The following is an 18,221-nucleotide window of genomic DNA, read 5'->3' on the forward strand; positions in this document are numbered from 1 at the left end:
CGCCACCGTGCCTGGTTTGGGGTCAGGCTTTCCGTTTCGCGGAAAACCATCTAGTTGAGGTTGAAGATATTCCGCGCCGCGGAAAACAAAACCAACCACAACTTGACACCACACACAGCTAGGTGTTGAAACCCCGCGTCAACATAAAGGTCTGGGGGTTGATCCTGCAGCACCGACTTCTGGATATTTATTTGAGCCAAGTCAGAACAATCACATCATCGGCCAGTCCGTTGCCGACGGCGGCATGGCATTGTCTGCCGCCAAGCCCGTCTACCGCTAAACCTGTCTAGCGCTTGGTCAGCGCCCGCCTTGCGTCTTGTGCATGAGGCGGCGCCACACTACTCGCGCAAGTGAATGCGGCACAGCAATCACTTCACGCGAGTAGTTTTTTGCTTTCCGCTTCGGCGACCCCGCAGGCATGGGCGCGCCGATCACCTCAACGGGGATTGCTAAGTGCCAGGCCCACACGCGTGTGCGTGCCACGTGGAATTCAGAGGTCACCACGGTAAGCAGCGTGGCATCAGGAAAGAGCGCCCACGAGTTCTCCAGGTTCTCGTTGGTCGATGTGGCATCCGGCTCAATCACGATGTGTTCGTGTGCAACGCCGTGGTGGGCAAGCCAGCCTGCCATCACTTCTGCCTCGCCGTGGCCGGTTGCCACCACGGGACGCGGGTTGGCGTGGTAAATCTCTAGCGCGCGTGCCAGGCGGGACTCCAACATGGGCGAAGGGCGCCCGTCAGCAACACGAGCGCCCAGCACCACAATCGGGTTTGTAGAGCTGTTACTCACCCAGCAGACGCTTCCGCAACGCTTCGTCCTTGCGCTCTACTTCCTGGGCCATGTTCTCCTGGTACTGCGCCATCTTCTCCATCAGCGCCGGATCACCCGCGCCCAGAATGCGAACCGCCAGCAGGCCAGCGTTCTTCGCGCCGCCGATGGATACGGTTGCAACTGGTACGCCGCCGGGCATCTGCACGATGGACAGCAGGGAATCCAGCCCGTCCAGATCTGCCAGCGCGCGTGGCACGCCGATGACCGGCAGCGGCGTTGCGGCAGCCACCATGCCCGGCAGGTGCGCTGCACCGCCTGCACAGGCGATGATCGCCTTGAGTCCGCGGGAGTGCGCAGACTTGGCATACGCCAGCATCTTCTCCGGCGTGCGGTGGGCAGAAACCACGCCCACCTCAAACGGCACGCCGAACTCTGCCAGCACCTCAGCGGCAGGTGAAACGGTGTCCCAGTCAGAGTCGGACCCCATGATGATTCCTACGAGCGGTTGCATTGTGTTACTCCTCCCCTGCCTGCTCAGCGGCATGGCTATCGGCATGGTCATCTAGCCATGTCGAGTTGATGATGTAATTCGCGGCGTCTTCCGCCACCGCACGTGCGGCTTCCACCGTATCGGCAACAACGTTGACGTGGCCCATCTTGCGGCCCGGGCGCCACTGCTTGCCGTAGAGGTGGATCTTGGCCTGCGGGTACTTCTCCATCACCGCGGCCACACGCTGGCCCATCGGCATCTCCGGGTCAGTCTCCCCGCCAAGCGTGTTCACCATGACCGTCACCGGCGCGGTGGGCTTCGTACTGCCCAACGGCCAATCCAGTACCGCGCGCAGATGCTGCTCAAACTGGGAAGTCACGCACCCGTTCTGCGTCCAGTGGCCGGTGTTGTGGGGGCGCATCGCCAGCTCGTTGACCAAGATCTCGCCGCCAGCCTCGAACAGTTCCACGGCCAGCACACCGGTCACGTCCAGCTCAGTAGCAATGCGGCACGCCAAGTCCTCTGCGCGCTTGGCAAGCTCCGGAGAAATGCCCGGCGCGGGCGCGATGGTCACTCGGCACACACCGCCGTCCTGGATGGACTCCGCAACCTGCCAAGCAGCTACCTCGCCGGAGCGGCGGCGCGCCACCATGGCGGACAATTCGCGGTCAAACGGCACCTTGCGCTCCCCCATCAGCGGAACATCGCGGCCTAGCAGTTCCTCGACCAGTTCCAGGCACTCATCCAACGTGTCCGGGAACCACACGCCCTTGCCGTCATAGCCACCGCGAGTGGCCTTGAGGCACACCGCACCATCGACTACATCCCAGAACGCTTTGGCGTCATCCACCGAGGCAATCGCCGCAAACTCCGGCACCGGCGCACCCAGGTCACGCAGGCGGGTGCGTTGCTCCAGCTTGTCCTGGGCGTAGATCAGTGCGGCGGGGCGTGGTTCGGGGTTCACGTCGGCGCTAATGAGCACCTGCAAATGCTCATTCGGTACATGCTCATGGTCAAAGGTCACCGCATCCGTGCCTGCGGTGGCCTCCTGCAGGTCTTTCAGCGAGGTGTAATCGCCCAGGCGGGCATCAGCGATTACCTGTGCGGCGGAGGCTTCGTTACTACCCGCCAGCAGGCGGGTGCCAATCCCCAGCTCAATTGCTTCCGTTTGCATCATGCGGGCCAGCTGCCCGTCGCCCACAATGGCTACTACCGGCATCCCGTACGTGTTAGTCACCCCCACCACTGTAGTCCCCCCGCCACGTAGGCTCGAACCTATGACAGAGATGATTCAACGGCACACGATTTTCCAGAACTCGCTTATGACTGCCCTGCTAGACGGCATCTATGATGGCGAGCTGACCATCGGCGACATCTTGAGCAAAGGCAACTTCGGCCTTGGCACCTTCGATGCGCTCGATGGGGAGATGCTGATTCTGGACGGCGTGTGCCACCAGCTAACCTCCGACGGCAAAGCACGCATTGCGGATTTAGACCAGCGCACGCCGTTTACCGTGGTCACCAACTTCGTGCCGCGCATCCGTGTCGACGCCCCGCGTGGCATGCGTCGCGCTGAACTTTCGGAGTTTGTTGATTCGCTAGAGCCCAGCCGCAACTACTTCTACGCCGTGCGCATCACCGGCCGGTTTACTGAAGTAGTCACCCGCACCGTGGCCAGGCAGGAAAAGCCGTACCGCCCGATGTCGGAGGCAGTTGGGGACGACACGGAGCACCACTTCACCAACATCAACGGCACCATCGGAGGTTTCCGCACCCCAAGCTATGCAAAAGGCATCGGTATCCCGGGCTGCCATGTACATTTTCTTGATGACGCCCACGAGAAAGGCGGCCACGTCCTCGACTACACCATTGACGAGGCAATTATTGAACTGTGCCCCGGCACCGACATGGAACTCCACCTGCCGGTCACCGCGGCGTTCCAAGGCGGCAACTTGTCACCGGAAGATCTGGATGAGCAGCTGCACACCACAGAAATCAAGGACTAGTGCCTTTAGGTTTTAGGTGCCTTTAGGTGCCTTTATCGGCTGGCTACAGCGAGTTGATCAGCTTCTCCACCTGGCGGGCTTTGCCAACCTGATCAAAACGGATCGGGCGTGGAAACCCGTACACCGCCAGGTTCAGGCCTCCATCTGCCCGGCGCGCCGAGTGGATTTGGGAGTGCGGGATCGAGTCCACCTTGCCGGTACGCCCACGGGCCAAGACCCTGCGGTCGGTGACCACAAAGCGGCGGCGGCGTCCTCGGATCACCGGCAGGCCAAAGCGCCAAAAGCCTAAGACCAACCACAGGATGACCATGGCGTTGCGCGCCACTAAGGGGACAATGGCGGTGACGTCCATCCAGCCGATGGCGATCCAGCAGATACCTGTAATCAGGATCAGCTCAAGGAGTGGGAAGATGAGGTCGCTGACGGGCGCAGTGACGTCGGCAAGGACCACTTCGTCCTCACCCACTTTGAACTGCACCTGTTTGTGCGCCTGTCGTGCCACGCGGGTAGATGTTAGCTGGTTGGTCGCAGGTGGTGCACGTCCCCAACGGCATACGCGGTGCCGTCAATGATCACTTCGCCTTCATCATTCACACCGTCAACGGTGCCAACCACCTCACCGTTGTGCAGCTCAATGCGCACGGGCTGGCCGATGGTGGAGCACACCTTGCGGTAGTCCTCCAACAGCTGTGGGTCACGCTGCGTCCACTGCTGGAAGCGACGCCCCATGGCGTTCAGTACCGCAATGGTGAAGTCATCAAAATCAACGTGGATACCCTCAAGGTTCAGTGCGGTTGCCATGTCTGTGGGCAGCTCGTCTTCCTTCATGTTCAGGTTGATGCCAATGCCCACAACAACCTTTGGAAAGTCCAGGCCGGATAAAATACCTGCGATTTTCTTGCCTTTAATCTGCACGTCATTCGGCCACTTCAGCTGCGCCTGCGGCAGCACGTCCGTCACTGCCACACCCGGCGCGATGGACAGCAACCCGAACGCCGGTGCCGGCTCCGGGACCTCAAGCACCATGCTCATAGCCAGCTGGGCGCCCTTGGGGGACACCCAGTGGCGGCCAAGCCGGCCCTTGCCGTCCGTCTGTTCGTTTGCAATCAGCACACTGCCGGGTGTGCCGTGATCCAGCATGTCCGCGTTGGTGGAGCCGGTGGTTTCAACCCACTGCACATCAGGCCAATACTGCGACACTGCTTCCTGGATTCGCTGGAGGTTTTTCACGCTCATGGTTTCCAAGCCTACGACGCGCCGCCAGCTATGCCAGAGTACAACGCGGGTCCCACGCCTGCAGTGCCTCAGGGACGTTCTTTGTCCCAAAATCTCACTCGCCGCTAGTGGGATTTCAGTGCAAGGGTGCACACAACACACCTCTTTCAAATCCTGAACACCTGTTCTCAACTGTGCGTACGATGTGCGTATGCAGATCCCTTCAAACGCCCTCATCCCGCTTTTCGTTGGCTCCGGTGTGCTCCATTTCCTCAAGCCGGAGCCGTTCGACAGCATCGTCCCGCCGCAGCTTCCAGGCTCTGCACGGACGTATACATACGCCTCGGGTGCCGCCGAGTTGCTCGCCGCAGTCCTGCTGGCCTCCCCAGCACTCGGCCCGCGCAGCAACCCGGATCACGTGCGCAGGTCAGCCGCGATGCGCCGGACGGGCGGATACTTCAGCGCCGCGCTTTTGTCCGCGGTGTGGCCTGCAAATTTCTGCATGAGCTGGAAGTGGCGCAAGAAGCCGTGGTACCAGCAAGCCGCTGGCATTGCTCGCCTTCCGCTGCAGATCCCGCTCATCCAAGCTGCGTGGCGTGTGACACAACCGTCTCGCCCTGATTAGGCGTAGGCAGTTGTGGCACTAAACTAGGTCCCCATGACTTCCAAACCCGATTTGACCACCACCGCCGGTCGCATCCAGGATTTGCGCGATCGCCTCTCCGAGGCGCAGGTCCCTGCCGGCCAGGAGGCGATCGATGCCGTGCGCGCAAACGGCAGCGCCACCGCCCGCGAGCGAGTTGAGTTGCTGCTGGATAGCGGCACCTTTGTGGAAACTGACGCGCTGGCCCGCCACCGGGTCGAGGCCTACAAGATGTACCGCACCAAGCCTGCCACCGATGGTGTGGTCACTGGTTACGGTCTTGTGCACGGCCGCCGCGTATTCGTATTTTCGCAGGACAGTTCGCTTTTCGACGGTGCGATGGGCGAAGTCTACGCCGAAAAAATCCTGAAACTCTACGAGTTGGCAACGAAGACCGGCGTGCCGGTTATCGGCATCTACGACTCGGTCGGTCCGCGTTTCCAGGAGGGTATTGTCACGGCCCACATGCAGGCGAAGATTTTGCGTGCAGCCGCCCAGGCGTCTGGTCTGGTGCCGCAGATCGCCGTGGTAGCAGGTGATACAGCGTCGCTTCCGGCAACCACGGTGCCGCTGGCAGATTTCGTGATTCAGGTGGCTGGCGCTTCCCTCGATGGCAGCGAGGCACACCTGACGGTGGATTCCGATGCTGCGGCGATTGCTCAGGTACGTGAGCTGCTGGCGTTTTTGCCGCTGAACAATGTTGCTACGTCTCCACTGGGCACAGATGCGCAGAAGGACTCTGCGCTGGATCCCGAGCGGGATCTGGATACGTTCATGCCGGATGATGACACGCAGGCGTATGACGTCCGCGAGATCATTAACGCGGTCACAGACGGTGATTTCTTCGAGCTTGGCGCACAGACGGCTGGCAGCGTGCTTACCGGTTTGGCGCACATCGGTGGCCGTGCCGTTGGCGTTGTAGCCACGCAGCCGCAGGTTGATGGTGGCACCCTGACCGGTGCCGCGGCGCGTAAGGCTGCGCGTTTCATCCGCACCTGCGACGGCTTCAACCTGCCGCTGGTGCAGTTTGTGGACTGTGCGGATGCCGTTGTCCCCGCAGGCGCAGACAATTCCCTGAGCGGCGCTGCGGCGCTTGCCTTTGCGTTCGCAGAGGCCCAGGTGGGTACGGTGACCGTGATTACCCGCAAGGCATTGGGCACCGCATATGCGCTGCTTGGTTCGAAGGGCCTGGGCGCTGACTTGGTGTTTGCGTGGCCGACTGCGCAGATCGCGCTGGCGGATGCCGCAACTGCTGCCGAGGCCATCGGCACCGACGCCGCCGAGTACGAGGCTGAGAACCTCAACCCGTACGTGGCTACTGAGCGTGGTCTTGTAGATGCGGTGATTGAACCGTCCCAGACCCGCAACCAAGTCCTTGAAGGCCTGCGTCTACTGGAGCGTAAGGTTGTCTACCCGCCGGTGAAAAAGCACGGCAACATGCCGCTGTAGGAGGGTGTTCATGATGGACATTGAGGTTTTAAAGGGCAATCCCACTGGGGACGAGCTGGCTGCGTTGGTGCAGGTGTTAGAGGAGCTGAAGGCCAAAAATTCGGCTGCGGCTCCTGCGGACGCTAACGGGTGGGGTACTCCTGCCCCGCGCAATTACCGCGGCCCGCTGTTTAACCCGCACGCGTTTGATAGCGCTGTGTATTTCTAGGTGCATTTCTAGGTGTGTTTCTAAATGCGGTTGGTGCTAGCGTCGCAGTCTCCGTCACGGCGCATGCTGCTTGAGCAAGGTGGGGTCTGTCCTGTGCTTCGCCCGGCCAACATTGATGAGGACGCGCTGATCGCTCAGCTTGCAGGCGCTGAACCGCACCATATTGTCAGCGCCCTTGCCCGCGCCAAGGCCGAGGTGGTTGCACCGGAGTTTCCAGATGACGTGGTCATTGGGTGTGACTCCATGCTGCTTTTAGACGGCACGTTGCTGGGCAAACCGCACACCCCCGAAAAAGCGATCGAGCGCTGGAAAGCGCAGCGCGGCAAAACCGCACACTTGTTAACGGGCCACGCGGTGTGCATCCGCGATGAGTGGGTGGTGGACACGGTTTCCACCGCGATTCGTTTCGGTGAGGTCTCCGACGCCGACATTGCTGCCTACGCGCACTCCGGCCAGCCGCTTGGCTGCGCGGGCGCGTTTACCTTGGAGGCGCTCGGCAGCTGGTTCATCGATTCGATCGACGGCGACCCCACCAGCGTCATCGGCTTATCCATGCCGCTGCTGCGTCGCTGCCTCTACCGCTTCGGACTCGACGCCTCGGATTTCTGGACGTAAGCCGGGACCCAGAGCCACGCTATGTGGGTTTGCGGGGCGGGGAGGTCGTTTCGGAATTCCGGCAACATGTTGCCAAACCGGGAATAGTTGCCTCAGCTCGCAGGAAACTGCCAGTTTGGGACCCATCGCGGCAGATATTCCCGGTTTGGCAGATATTCGCCGCAATTCAAAAAAGTACCCCCAATGCTGAACCCCCAGTACCCACCACCTCCGCTCATGAAAAAGACCCGACCACACGGCCGGGTCCTCCAAAGCTTCACACCTAGGAGTTGGAGTCAGCCTTGTCCTGCTCAAGCTCAACAAGCTGGGAGGTGTTCTGCGCGGTCTTCACGGTGGCCACGTAGAACTCCAAGCTCAGGCGCGCACCAACCGTAGCGAACAGCGCCAACGCGGTGCCCACAATTAAGTAAACGATCAGGCCCAGGAAGCCTTCGCCAACACCCTCGCTGAATCCGACGAGGGACGCGATCAGGCCACCCGCCCAAGCCAGCGCAATGAGGCCCAGGAAGATAGCATAAATCACCTTGGCAAAGTCAATAGTGATGAAGCGGCTGAAGGAGAAATCAAACAGGGCTTGGAAGAAGCCGTCGCCAGGCTTCTTGCGACCGTTGTTGCTCGACGGCACACCATACTGACCCTGCGGACCGTAACCCTGCGGGTAGCCGCCCTGCGGGTAACCAGCGCCGTACTGCGGCTGCTGGTAGTCACCCTGACCGTACTGGCCCTGCTGCTGGTAGCCGTACTGGCCGTACTGCCCCTGACCCTGCGCTTGAGCTTGCGCCTGGTACTGCTGCGGGGAGTAATCCTGCTGCTGGTTTTCGCCTTGCCCGTATTGAGTCTGGCCGTAACCGCCTTGGCCGTAACCACCCTGCCCGTACCGGGTCTCGCCATACGGAGTGTAGCCCCCCTGGCCATACTGCGACTGGGAAGAGTCAGCAGACTGGGAAGGAGTGCCCCACTCAGACGCAGCAGAGTCAGAACTGCTAGAGGTGCTGCTAGAGGTGCTGCCAAACTCAGTCGTCTGCTCGCTGGAGGTCTCCGGAGCTGGCTCAGCGGTGAAATCTGGCTTGTCGTTTTGGTCGTCTGCACCATTCGGGTTGTACGGGTTGTACGGGTTGGACATGACTCTCCTTAATCGTTCCTTAATCGTTGAAAAGTTCTCGATCCCCCACTCTAGACGCCTCTGCACCCCTCTGCCTGCCTTTGCGCGGTAACGTGAGGCCATGGAATTCAACGATATGCTTGCTCCCCCGCCAGTACACCTGCCTGAAGACCCAGCTCACGGTAAAGATTTGCTGGATGACGCAACGGCAATCGCACACCCTGACTCCCCTGCTTTGTGGGCGGCTCGCGCCGAGCGCGAACTGGCCCAGGGAAACCAGATTGTTGCCTACGCCTACGCACGTACCGGCTACCACCGCTCCCTTGACCGTCTGCGTGCCAACGGTTGGAAGGGCTGGGGTCCGGTCCCGGCGTCGCACGAAGCGAATGTGCCGGTGTTGAAGGCGATTGCGATGTTGGCGTTGGCGTCGAAAAGCATCGGCGATGAAGCGGAATACGATCGCTGCCGCCAGATGCTTTCAGACGCTGACCCGGCAAGCGTAGCGACGCTTCTAGACAGCCCCGAGGCGTAAAGATGACAGCCAGCACCCGCACAGGAGTTGTCTGCGTTGCACTGATCCTGCCGCTGGCACTCGCCGCGTGCGGCGCAGACAGTACCGGACAGCCCGAGCAGCACAGCTCCACAGAGGCGATCTTCACCTCCGTCGGCGCAGCACCGGAAGCGGCACCCGAAACACCAACCGTGACAGAGGTCATCACCACAACCTCAACCCAGGCGCCGCCGGAAACCAGCACACCGCCGGACGACACCTGCGCGGACCTTCCGAAGGACCCTCGCAAGCAGTACGAGACCGGCACCGCACCGGGCCGGATGCCTGCGGCCGATGGCAGTGATTACAATTTCTGGATCGACAACATTGAAAACCACTACGACCCCTGCGCGCCACTGTCCTGGATCGTCTTCGACGGCCAACTTGGCGACGTCAACGGGCCTGCGGGTACCGCCGGTTCCATTACCGACGGTGTTGCGTTCTACTCCTACGGCAAGCCGCAGATAGACATGCACATCTTCGGCCGTGTGGACTCCATCCAGCTCGTCGAAGATAAGGTGCTGGAATTCACCTGGAGCGAACGTACCCGCTCCACCGCCGAAGGGTTCACCGCCCAATACACCGTGCGGATTCAAACCCAAAGCGGCGGAATCGCCGCCACCGAAGGCAACGTAGCGGAGTTCTATCAACGATGGAGCGACCAAAGCGGCTTCTACATGCTCGGCACCTACGACTAGCACCAAAAAACCACCCCGGCCACCGTCAGTGGTGGCGGGGTGGGGGGGGGACGCACGAGACGTCGGTAAGCAGAAAGCCCTTAGGCGAACTTTGCCTCCACACGGCCGATTGCCTCTTCTGCAACCAGTTCCTGGATGCCCATGTCCAGCTCAGAGGTGAAGCCAACGCAGGAGCAGTTGATCTCGCCGAGTACGTAGGTGTCCTCGCCGGTCTCGTCATCGTCCGCAAGCATGAAGTCCGCGGTCCAGATCAGCGGAATGTTGTCGCCACCAAGGTTCTCAGCGATGACCGGGCGGGCGTCGGCGAACATGTCCACCAGGTCCTGCCACTCCTCCGGCTTCTGGTAGGTGTACTTCGCACCAGAGAACAGGGTTGCAGAGAACGCGTCGCCGCCCTCAGCCGGCTTCTTGTGCACAACGAACACCGGGTGCGGGCCAACCAGCAGAATGCGGATCTCACCCTCGACGATGCGCGGCATGAAGCGCATGTCTACCAGCATGCCGTTGTCGCCCACGATGTACTGGTCGCAGAAGTCCATGAACTCGCCCAGCTCGCGGACCTCGGTGTGGTTGTCCACAGCCTCGGTGCAGCGCAGCTTGGTGTCCAGCGGCAGCGCGGTGCCCGGCGTAACGTTGGCTGCAGCCTCCTCATCCGCGAGGCGCACGCGCCAGATGCCGGAGCCGGTGGAGCCACGGTTCTGCTTGAGTACGCGCTCACCGTAGGACAGGGAGGTTGGGAAGGTGTTGTGGAAGGTCTCCACGTCGTAGTACGCGGCGGTGTCAGACGGGACCAGGTCCGTCTTGTTCAGCTTCACCAGGGCGTCCTTCGCGCCGTAGGAGATCATCTCCTCCGGGGTGGACATGCCAATCAGGCCAGCCTCAGACAGTCGGGTCAGCAGGTCAAAGTAGCCCTTCTCGCCGCCCGGGATGTTGCCCGGGTTCACACGGGAGATGTACGCATCAAAGTTCTCGGAAACGTACTTGAACAGGTCCTCGGACCACTCAGGGCGGAAGAAGACAACCTCAGCGTGCCAGCCCTTGTCCTTGATCGCATTGACAATCGGCATGGTGTCCTTGCGGTGGCCGTCAATGTACTTGTCGGAGCCGCCCTCGACCTCAAAAACTACAATTGCCTTCTTCACTACGTTCCCCTTCGGAGTAGATCAACATGTTTCATGTATGACCTTATTGCGCCCAAGGTGTATTAGCCGACTTAGTACGGCATTTAGTGTTTAACTTCACACCACCCCGCTACCCGCATTAATAAGGGTTAGATCTTACCAATTTTTCCCATCTTGGGCCCGTTGCTTCTTGCACGAAGGTAGGGTTTGGCGTAACAGCATTTTTACAGCATTTTTTCGTTCGCGCGAGCTTCGCCCAAGCCGCTGCAGTTCGCCCGAGGAGGACCCCAACGTGGGAATTGAACTAGACACAAGCACCCAATTTCAGCAGTTTTCCAACCCCGAGAAGTTTGTTTCGCCGGCGTGGCTTTCCGCACGCCTGGGTATGGACGGGTTGAAGGTTGTTGAAAGTGATGCGGACGCATACCTCTACGACATTGGCCATATCCCTGGCGCCATGCGCATTGACTTCACCAGGGACCTTAATGATCCGGTGATTCGTGACATTGTGGATGCGGAGGCGTTTGCCAAGCTCATGGAGCAGCGCGGCATCTCCCGTGATGACACGGTGGTGATCTACGGTGATCGCGCGAACTGGTGGGCGGCATACACGGCTTGGGTGTTTGAGATTTACGGCCATCCAGACGTGCGCTTGCTTGACGGTGGCCGTGACGCCTGGATGGGCGAAGAGCGTGACACGTCGTTCGTGGTGCCGGAATGCACCCCGTCCACCTACCCTGTTCCGCAGCGCAACGATGCGCCAGTTCGCACCTTTGCGGCTGACCTGTTGGGTGGGGTTGAGGGCATCCAGCTTATCGACGCACGCGTGAAAGAACTCTACGACGGCTCCAACATGACCGAGCGCACCTTCCGCCACGGCCACATCCCAGGCGCCGTGAACGTGCCTTGGGGCCGTTCGGTGTTTCCCAACTCACTGTTCCGAGCCCGCAAAGACATCGAGGCCATTTACAAGGACTTCGACCCGAAGAAAAAGACCGTGGTGTACTGCCAAAGTGGCGAGAGTTCTGCGCACACGTGGTTTGTGTTGAAGCACATCTTGGGCTTTGAAGACATTTCGCTGTATGACGGCTCTTGGGTGGAATGGGGCAACATGGTCCGCGTGCCCGTAGCTAAGGCCTAGGCCGTGAGCGATATGATTGGTAGTTCTAACCGCTAAGAAATGAAACGGAAGATGCGTGTCTACCGATCTAACTAAGGTGCTTACGAAAGTCCTGATTGCTAATCGCGGCGAGATCGCCGTGCGTGTTATTCGTGCGGCAAAAGACGCAGGCATTGCCTCTGTGGCCGTTTACGCGGAGCCCGATACGGATGCCCCGTTTGTTGCCTTGGCCGATGAAGCGTTTGCCCTCGGCGGCACTACCGCGGCGGAGTCCTACCTGGATATGGACAAAATCTTGCAGGCTGCCACGGATTCCGGGGCGGATGCAATTCACCCGGGTTACGGTTTTTTGTCTGAGAACGCCGAGTTTGCCCAGAAGGTTATTGATGCTGGCCTGACGTGGATTGGGCCTTCGCCTGAGTCCATTGCCGCGCTGGGTGACAAGGTCACTGCACGCCAGATTGCGCAGCGTGTGAACGCGCCAATGGCGCCGGGCACGAAGGACCCAGTTGCCAACGCCGACGAGGTTGTGGCGTTTGCGGATGAGCACGGCCTGCCCGTGGCTATCAAGGCTGCCTTTGGCGGCGGTGGCCGTGGCATGAAGATTGCCTACACCCGCGAGGAAATCCCAGAGCTGTTCGAATCCGCAAAGCGTGAAGCTGTCGCAGCATTTGGCCGCGGTGAGTGCTTTGTGGAGCGCTATCTGGACCGCGCCCGCCACGTTGAGGCCCAGGTATTAGCGGATAAGCACGGCAACGTTGTGGTGATGGGTACGCGTGATTGCTCGGTGCAGCGTCGTTTCCAGAAGCTCATTGAGGAAGCGCCGGCGCCGTTTTTAAGCGACGCACAGCGTGAGAGCATCCACAAGTCCGCCAAGGCTATTTGCCGCGAGGCTGGTTACTACGGCGCGGGCACAGTTGAGTACCTCGTTGGTGCTGACGGTTTGGTGTCATTCCTTGAGGTCAACACCCGCTTGCAAGTGGAACACCCGGTTACGGAGGCCACCACCGGCGTTGACTTGGTGCGTGAGCAGTTCCGCATCGCAGCCGGTGAGAAGCTGCGTTTCACGGAGGATCCGACCCCGCGCGGCCACGCCATTGAATTCCGCATTAACGGTGAGGACGCGGCGGAGAACTTCATGCCTGCCCCGGGCACGATCACCACGTACGCGGAGCCGGCTGGCCCTGGTGTGCGTGTTGATTCCGGTGTGCGCGCTGGCTTCGTGGTTGGTGGCCAGTTCGACTCTATGTTGGCCAAACTGATCGTCTACGGCGAGGACCGCACCCAGGCCATTGAGCGCGCCCGCCGAGCGCTGGACGAGTACATCGTGGGCGGCATCCCCACGGTGATCCCCTTCCATGGGGCCATGCTTGATAACGACGCGTTCACCGCACCCGACGACAACTTCACCGTCTACACCCGCTGGATCGAAGAGGAATGGACGGGCGAGCTCGCCCCGGCCGAAAACCTGGATCTTGGCGAGGACCTTGAAGAGCCCGGTGAGAAGCAGCGCTTTGCCGTGGAGGTTGGTGGCCGCCGTATTGAGGTGGCGCTGCCGGCGTCGCTAGTAGTGGGCAACGGGCGTAAGAAGCGGCGCCGCGCCGCTGGTGCCAAGGTCGCCGCCTCCGGCGATGCGGTTGCCTCCCCCATGCAGGGCACTGTGATCAAGCTCAACGTGGCCGAAGGCGACGAGGTTGCTGAAGGCGACGTAGTTGTGGTTCTTGAGGCCATGAAGATGGAAAACCCGGTCAAAGCACACAAGTCCGGCACCGTCACCGCCCTTGCCGTTGAGGCTGGCGCGCAGGTGAACAAGGGCGCAGCCCTGATGGAGTTGAAGTAGCGCGTCCTCCGGGCTGGACTAGAACGGCAGCTGAATATTTGCTGCCTGGGCGATCCCAGGCAGCACCAGACCAAGCACAACAGTGATGGCGATAAGCGCCATCGCGATCGTGTCCGGGTTGCTTGAGCCGCCAGCGGTATCGCCAGCCGGCGCGGGCGCCGCGCCATTTGGCACCACAACTGGAGTTTTCACCGAGATAGCCTTGGCGCCGTCTTTCTTATCGGGACCGGCGATCAGTCGCATTTCTTCCTCTTCGGAAGGTGTCTCTGCGTCCTCAGTAATGGATGCCCGAAGTGCTACCAGCTGCTCCTGCGTCGAGGTGCTCACAATGTTCTGGCCCGCAAGGACACCGAGGAAGCCACCGCCTTCACGCCATACGGGCGCACCTGAATCCCCCGGGCGCGCGCCCGTATTTTCCCAGTAGATGTTGCCACCGAGCGTGCCGATGAAGTCGCCGCAGCGCGCAGTCGGTGTCGTAGCCCCGGCGAAACAAATCTTGTCGCCACGCTTCAGCTCATCGATGCTCGACCTCACGTCGCCGGAAAGCGGGTTGCCCTCCAACCGGGCGTTGCGATTAAACAAGATCATCGCCCAATCATTGCCAGTGTGCTCCGGGTTGTAGTTCCCTGAACGCACTGTTGCACCGACCAGCACCCACTGGTCACCGGACTGGACGTACACCTTCTCAGTGCGATTCTTGCCGCAGTGTCCAGCGGTGTAGCCAGTCGGAACCGACTGGGATTGCTCAATGTAGCCAAGCGTGCACTGGGAAGACTCCCCCACCCTGATTCGGTCGCCCTGACGCACGGTGACTGGGTCAGCTTGTGCGACAGGTGCGACAGGCACAGCCACAGCCGCCAACACAGAAGCTGCAGAAGCTATTGCCACGGCCATCATCTTTTGCTGCATAGCGCAAACCCTACAACCCCGCCGCCACCGCTACCAATACGAAGCAATACGATGGTGCGCATGCCTGAATTCACGTTTAAGCGAGCCACAGAATCTGACCGTACGTACCTACTACGCCTGAACTATCTCACTGAGGTCTTCGGCGATGAGACTGCTGCGATTGGTCAAGACGTGCTGTCCGGCGTCACCTCCTACATCGACGCGTGGGACCCTATGCGTGACGGCGGCATTATCGCATTTGATGAGTACCGCACACCCGCAGGCGGCACGTGGCTGCGCTACTGGGAAACGCCTACTGACGGCTACGCCAACATTGCCCCGAACGTTCCGGAGCTGGCGATTGCGGTTGAAAACCGTTTCGCAGGCAACCGTCTAGCAGCACGCCTGCTGGAGGCGGTAGCGGAGCTTGCTCGTGAGCAGGGCGCGCCGCAGCTTGCGTTGTGGGTTGACCCCAACAACCCACGTGCGCGCCACCGCTACGAAGCGTTCGGCTTCCGTGACTACCCGGACGCCGAAAACGTCATGCTCCTCGACATCTAGGTGCCTACACCTGCGGCAACGCCACTCCCCCAACGCGGGATCATAAGTGGGCTGCCTGATTCTGGGTCAGTAATGACCCTTGCCTCCACCCCAAACACTTCACGTACAAGTGACTCTGTGATGACATCAGCAGGCGGCCCCACCGCAACAACTTCTCCTTCTTTCAGGGCAATTATGTTATCGGCGTAGCGGGCTGCTTGGTTGAGGTCATGGAGTACCGCCACTAGGGTGTAGCCATCGCGCATGTTCAATTCGCGACAAAGCTCGAGTAACTCTAGTTGGTGTCGAACGTCCAGATACGTAGTCGGCTCATCAAGCAGCAGAATCGGTGTGTTTTGTGCTAACGCCACTGCCATCCACACACGTTGACGCTGGCCACCCGACAACTCATCAACAAATCTGCCAGAGAGTTCTCTCACTCCCGTCGCATCCATCGCAGCGCTGACGGCGCGTTCATCTTCCTGCGACCAAGGCCGAAACAGACTCTGGTGTGGGTATCTTCCTCGGGAAACCAAATCGATCACGCGGATACTGTCTGGCGCGACTGGACCTTGGGGTAAAAGCCCGACTTGCCGTGCTACCTGCTTTGTGGGTTGGCTGTGGAGAGACTTGCCGTCCAAAAGGGTCACTCCGGAAACCGGCGCAATAAGCCTCGTCAGGGATTTCAGCAGCGTCGATTTACCGCATCCGTTCGGTCCGACGATAACGGTGAATTCATCATCCGGAATCTGAATAGTCACATCACGGCAGATCACCGCGGTGTCGGAGTAAGCCAACGTTGCATTTTCTGTGCAAAGACGGGCCATTATTTTCGTCCTTCCCTAAGCAACAGTAGGAGGAAATAGATACCGCCAATGGACACTGTGACAATGCCTACGGGCAGCGGAGACGTCGGGTAAATGCGTTGAGCGACGGTGTCTGCAAGGATGAGCAAGAGGGCGCCGGTCGCTGCAGTAGGTGCTAACGCAAGACCGTCCGAGCGCACAAGGCGACGAGCGATCTGGGGAGCGGCGAGTGCAATGAATGAGATCGGACCGACAGTGGAGGTAGCAAGTGCGGTGAGACCGATGCCTGCAATAATCGCGCTGATCTGCACAACTCGGACGTTCTGCCCAAGCGCCGTGGCAAAAGGAATGCCCATCTGAGTAAGCTGCAGCGGGCGCGCAAGAAATGCCGTTCCCACTATGAATACTGCAGTGCCAGAAACCACAAGCATAAGTTGCTTCCAGGAAGTACCAGAAAGGTTGCCTGCGCCCCATAAGCTTGCCATGATCGCGTCTTCGACCGACGCGGTGAGCAACAACCAAGTATTTACTGCTGCCAACATCGCGCTTACGCCGATTCCGACGATGATTAGCCGCACCCCTCGCGCGTAGCCATTTTTCGAAGCAAGCAGAAACACGGCGACAGCAGTCACTATCCCTCCGGCAAGTGCGCCAAGCAAGGTTTCCAGAGCACCACCCCGGAGGACGAGAAGTACGATCAGCGCCCCGGTATAGGAACCCGTTTGGAATCCGATGACATCCGGCGATCCCAACGGATTATTGGTGAGGTTTTGGAAGAGGGCACCGGATAGGGCCAGGCCAGCCCCGAGAACAAGTGCCATCAGCACTCGTGGGGCACGCCAGTCCACAACCACCATTGTGGTGAACTCATCGCCTCGCCCGCGAAGCGCGTCGAATACCTCAACAACGCCAACTGCCGCCGACCCTGTGAAGAGCGCAAAAACACCACATGCACCTGCACAAAAAAGAAGGACGGTAGTGACTACAAGTGCGCGGACATCAGTGACAACAACAGGACAATCACGAGGACCAAGACGGACAATCTTCCGTCCGTAGTCAAGCTGCTGGGATGGCGTCATAGCTCAGCCACCCGGAGGCGACGTGCCAGCACGATAAGCAGGGGCGCTCCGATAAACGGCGTAACAACGCCGACCGGCATCTCCCCCTGCACGATGATTCGGCCAAGTACATCGGCGCACCCCATTATGGTTGGGGCAAGAAGAATTGAATAGATCATGATCCACCCTTGATGCGGGCCAACAATCATCCGACTTAAGTGTGGCGCTAGTAAACCGAGAAACGAGATCGGACCTGCTGCCGCCGTTGCGCCACCAGCTAGTAAAGCAATCGCCAGCAGCGCAATGAGCCTCACTCGGTTTGGATTCGCCCCCATGCCCACCGCCGCAGCGTCGCCAAGTGCGAGCACGTCTAGCGACTTCGTGAGTGCGAGTGCGAGCATTAACCCACACATGATGAATGGTGCGATCGACAGCGTATTTTCTAGCGCTTGGTTCGCAGTAGTACCAGCAGACCATCCGCGCATCTTCTTCAGCACGTCAGCGTTAGTAAGCAAGACAGCCGAAGTAAATCCGCCAAGGACAGCACCGATAGCTACTCCTGAGAGCGTCATGCGAATCGGGTTGCCACGCATAGGCCCGGTGTTTCCTATAAGGAACACAGCTAGGGAGGTTACTACCGCGCCGCTAAACGCTAACCACATGTAGCGGTTGATTTCTGTGATGCCAAAGTAGGCAATACCGACAACAACAGCCAACGAAGCCCCAGCATTGACACCAAGGATTCCTGGATCTGTCAAGGGATTTCGCGTTACTGCCTGCATCAAACCCCCAGCAACTCCAAACGCTGCTCCCGCGACCAAGATCAAAACGGTGCGAGGAACGCGGGATTGCCAAACCACCTGTGAGATGGGGTCCGCTGAATCAGGCGTCAGGAGAAACTGCCACACTTCTCCCGCACTTACTGCGCGTGCCCCTACCATGAGGCTGAACACCAACGTAAAAGCAAGCAGAATCAGCAGTATGCCAGCGCCGACGAACCGGTACGCAAGAGGATGCCTGGTCGGCGTTGCTGGTATTGCGCTGCTGCCAGGGGGGTGTGCGGGTGCCAATGTGATTGCCATTGATCTTTGTTGAAATCGA

Annotated in this window: 21 protein-coding genes; 10 read left to right on the plus strand and 11 right to left on the minus strand. The window is 60.0% G+C overall.

Annotated features, from left to right (window positions below; all coding sequences use genetic code 11):
• Positions 1-297: 297 nt before the first annotated feature.
• From HMPREF3101_RS06600 to HMPREF3101_RS06610, 3 genes are read right to left on the minus strand one after another with little or no spacing between them, the layout of a single operon-like run.
• Positions 298-789 carry a YdcF family protein gene (locus HMPREF3101_RS06600; protein WP_070463777.1) on the minus strand — a complete coding sequence of 164 codons (492 nt, stop codon included), beginning with the start codon at positions 787-789 and terminating at the stop codon, positions 298-300.
• A complete protein-coding gene (gene purE, locus HMPREF3101_RS06605) occupies positions 782-1,282 on the minus strand; it encodes a 5-(carboxyamino)imidazole ribonucleotide mutase (RefSeq protein WP_070463778.1) in 501 nt (166 codons plus the stop codon). Before purE ends, HMPREF3101_RS06600 begins: the two co-directional genes overlap by 8 nt.
• A gap of 4 nt (positions 1,283-1,286) precedes the next feature.
• Complete coding sequence (locus tag HMPREF3101_RS06610; RefSeq protein ID WP_083280128.1) at positions 1,287-2,480, minus strand: 5-(carboxyamino)imidazole ribonucleotide synthase; 1,194 nt, start codon at positions 2,478-2,480, stop codon at positions 1,287-1,289.
• Positions 2,481-2,547: 67 nt separating this feature from the next.
• On the opposite strand from HMPREF3101_RS06610, the gene budA reads away from it, so the two are divergent.
• Positions 2,548-3,267, plus strand: coding sequence for an acetolactate decarboxylase (gene budA / locus HMPREF3101_RS06615; RefSeq protein ID WP_083280131.1), 720 nt, complete (start codon positions 2,548-2,550; stop codon positions 3,265-3,267).
• Between the two features lie 43 nt (positions 3,268-3,310).
• Here the strand turns inward: budA and HMPREF3101_RS06620 are convergent, their stop codons facing one another.
• Positions 3,311-3,769 (minus strand): hypothetical protein, encoded by a 459-nt coding sequence (locus tag HMPREF3101_RS06620; RefSeq protein ID WP_246816679.1) that lies wholly within the window; start codon positions 3,767-3,769, stop codon positions 3,311-3,313.
• Between the two features lie 11 nt (positions 3,770-3,780).
• Entirely contained in the window at positions 3,781-4,503 is a 723-nt protein-coding gene (locus tag HMPREF3101_RS06625; RefSeq protein WP_070463782.1) for a biotin--[acetyl-CoA-carboxylase] ligase, read from the minus strand.
• A 190-nt stretch (positions 4,504-4,693) separates the two neighbouring features.
• Between HMPREF3101_RS06625 and HMPREF3101_RS06630 the strand changes: the two genes are divergently transcribed.
• The 4 genes from HMPREF3101_RS06630 to HMPREF3101_RS06645 are packed head-to-tail and all read left to right on the plus strand — an operon-like array spanning position 4,694 to position 7,397.
• A complete protein-coding gene (locus HMPREF3101_RS06630; RefSeq protein WP_070463783.1) occupies positions 4,694-5,107 on the plus strand; it encodes a DoxX family protein in 414 nt (137 codons plus the stop codon).
• Positions 5,108-5,140: 33 nt separating this feature from the next.
• The gene (locus HMPREF3101_RS06635; RefSeq protein WP_070463784.1) at positions 5,141-6,574 is read left to right on the plus strand and encodes an acyl-CoA carboxylase subunit beta; all 1,434 of its coding nucleotides are present in this window, start codon (positions 5,141-5,143) and stop codon (positions 6,572-6,574) included.
• A gap of 10 nt (positions 6,575-6,584) precedes the next feature.
• Positions 6,585-6,782, plus strand: coding sequence for an acyl-CoA carboxylase subunit epsilon (locus tag HMPREF3101_RS06640; protein WP_083280129.1), 198 nt, complete (start codon positions 6,585-6,587; stop codon positions 6,780-6,782).
• Between the two features lie 24 nt (positions 6,783-6,806).
• Positions 6,807-7,397, plus strand: coding sequence for a Maf family protein (locus HMPREF3101_RS06645; protein ID WP_070463785.1), 591 nt, complete (start codon positions 6,807-6,809; stop codon positions 7,395-7,397).
• A gap of 262 nt (positions 7,398-7,659) precedes the next feature.
• On the opposite strand, the gene HMPREF3101_RS06650 is transcribed toward HMPREF3101_RS06645, so the two are convergent.
• On the minus strand, positions 7,660-8,520 hold the full coding sequence (locus HMPREF3101_RS06650) for a DUF4282 domain-containing protein (RefSeq protein ID WP_070463786.1): 861 nt from the start codon (positions 8,518-8,520) through the stop codon (positions 7,660-7,662).
• A 100-nt stretch (positions 8,521-8,620) separates the two neighbouring features.
• Between HMPREF3101_RS06650 and HMPREF3101_RS06655 the strand changes: the two genes are divergently transcribed.
• Complete coding sequence (locus tag HMPREF3101_RS06655; protein WP_070463787.1) at positions 8,621-9,031, plus strand: DUF3151 domain-containing protein; 411 nt, start codon at positions 8,621-8,623, stop codon at positions 9,029-9,031.
• 2 nt (positions 9,032-9,033) lie between these two features.
• On the plus strand, positions 9,034-9,747 hold the full coding sequence (locus HMPREF3101_RS06660) for an RAD23 family protein (RefSeq protein WP_070463788.1): 714 nt from the start codon (positions 9,034-9,036) through the stop codon (positions 9,745-9,747).
• A gap of 80 nt (positions 9,748-9,827) precedes the next feature.
• Here the strand turns inward: HMPREF3101_RS06660 and HMPREF3101_RS06665 are convergent, their stop codons facing one another.
• Entirely contained in the window at positions 9,828-10,889 is a 1,062-nt protein-coding gene (locus tag HMPREF3101_RS06665; RefSeq protein WP_070463789.1) for a Cj0069 family protein, read from the minus strand.
• A 271-nt stretch (positions 10,890-11,160) separates the two neighbouring features.
• On the opposite strand from HMPREF3101_RS06665, the gene HMPREF3101_RS06670 reads away from it, so the two are divergent.
• Complete coding sequence (locus HMPREF3101_RS06670; RefSeq protein ID WP_070463790.1) at positions 11,161-12,009, plus strand: sulfurtransferase; 849 nt, start codon at positions 11,161-11,163, stop codon at positions 12,007-12,009.
• Between the two features lie 55 nt (positions 12,010-12,064).
• Positions 12,065-13,828 (plus strand): acetyl/propionyl/methylcrotonyl-CoA carboxylase subunit alpha, encoded by a 1,764-nt coding sequence (locus HMPREF3101_RS06675; protein WP_070463791.1) that lies wholly within the window; start codon positions 12,065-12,067, stop codon positions 13,826-13,828.
• Positions 13,829-13,846: 18 nt separating this feature from the next.
• Here HMPREF3101_RS06675 and HMPREF3101_RS06680 read toward each other — a convergent pair whose 3' ends face one another.
• On the minus strand, positions 13,847-14,737 hold the full coding sequence (locus tag HMPREF3101_RS06680) for a chymotrypsin family serine protease (RefSeq protein ID WP_070463792.1): 891 nt from the start codon (positions 14,735-14,737) through the stop codon (positions 13,847-13,849).
• Between the two features lie 60 nt (positions 14,738-14,797).
• Between HMPREF3101_RS06680 and HMPREF3101_RS06685 the strand changes: the two genes are divergently transcribed.
• A complete protein-coding gene (locus tag HMPREF3101_RS06685) occupies positions 14,798-15,277 on the plus strand; it encodes a GNAT family N-acetyltransferase (protein WP_070463821.1) in 480 nt (159 codons plus the stop codon).
• On the opposite strand, the gene HMPREF3101_RS06690 is transcribed toward HMPREF3101_RS06685, so the two are convergent.
• The 3 genes from HMPREF3101_RS06690 to HMPREF3101_RS06700 are packed head-to-tail and all read right to left on the minus strand — an operon-like array spanning position 15,274 to position 18,202.
• Entirely contained in the window at positions 15,274-16,083 is an 810-nt protein-coding gene (locus HMPREF3101_RS06690) for an ABC transporter ATP-binding protein (RefSeq protein ID WP_070463793.1), read from the minus strand. The two genes, HMPREF3101_RS06685 and HMPREF3101_RS06690, sit on opposite strands and share 4 nt — an antisense overlap.
• Positions 16,083-17,141, minus strand: coding sequence for a FecCD family ABC transporter permease (locus HMPREF3101_RS06695; protein WP_070463794.1), 1,059 nt, complete (start codon positions 17,139-17,141; stop codon positions 16,083-16,085). The genes HMPREF3101_RS06690 and HMPREF3101_RS06695 overlap by 1 nt, the downstream gene beginning before the upstream one ends.
• A complete protein-coding gene (locus HMPREF3101_RS06700; RefSeq protein ID WP_070463795.1) occupies positions 17,138-18,202 on the minus strand; it encodes an iron chelate uptake ABC transporter family permease subunit in 1,065 nt (354 codons plus the stop codon). The genes HMPREF3101_RS06695 and HMPREF3101_RS06700 overlap by 4 nt, the downstream gene beginning before the upstream one ends.
• Positions 18,203-18,221 lie beyond the last annotated feature (19 nt).

The organism is Corynebacterium sp. HMSC29G08, from assembly GCF_001806875.1.
GTDB lineage: Bacteria > Actinomycetota > Actinomycetes > Mycobacteriales > Mycobacteriaceae > Corynebacterium.